General features: G+C 28.5%; 1 protein-coding gene. It reads left to right on the top strand.

Annotated elements, in window-relative coordinates:
- The coding region (locus tag F6U93_RS14920) for a hypothetical protein (RefSeq protein WP_225312728.1) at positions 1-193 on the top strand (193 nt) is incomplete at its 5' end.
- Between the last annotated feature and the right edge of the window lie 443 nt (positions 194-636).

The raw sequence follows: 636 nt of genomic DNA, 5'->3' as shown, positions 1-636 counted from the left end.
GTATACAATGATAATTGCGATTTTATCTAAAAACGGAATTGGAATTTTTCCAACAATATTAGCAATTGTTCAAATACCAATTTATGCTCTAATTATTACTAAAAAACCCAAATGGAAATATTATCTACTTGGAATTCATCTGATTTCAGTTATTATCTGTTTGAATTTGACAACTGAAACTTTTGGCGGATAAAATGAAAAAGGAATTTTAAAAACGTTGCTGTTTTACGGAATAGGATTTGGAATAGCAGGAATAACTTATGCGATTATTGGTAACCCATATATTCACGCACCTGGAATTCATCACCTAATTTTATTTTTAACTTTAGTAATCGGACTAATTTGGACTTTAATAAGTATCGGAATTTTCTTTTTTAAGGCAAAGTCCGAGAAATTAAAAGGAATCATAATTTCGAATAGTTTGATAATAATAGGTTGTTTTTTATATGCTGCAATTCCAATTTATTTAGACTCAAACGAAAAAACATTTATTGAATCCGACTTTGTGCGGACGGAAATCAAAGGAGATACGACTGAATTATATCATAATGATAATCTGATTTATATCAAAGTAAAGGATTCTGTAATTTTAGATTTAAGATAAGTACAAACGGAATAAAAAACGTGTGGTAACAC

The sequence above is a fragment of the Pseudotamlana haliotis genome (genome assembly GCF_008806375.1).
GTDB lineage: Bacteria > Bacteroidota > Bacteroidia > Flavobacteriales > Flavobacteriaceae > Pseudotamlana > Pseudotamlana haliotis.
Note: the sequence above shows the minus strand (reverse complement) of the source record. Positions and strands in the feature narration are given on the sequence as shown.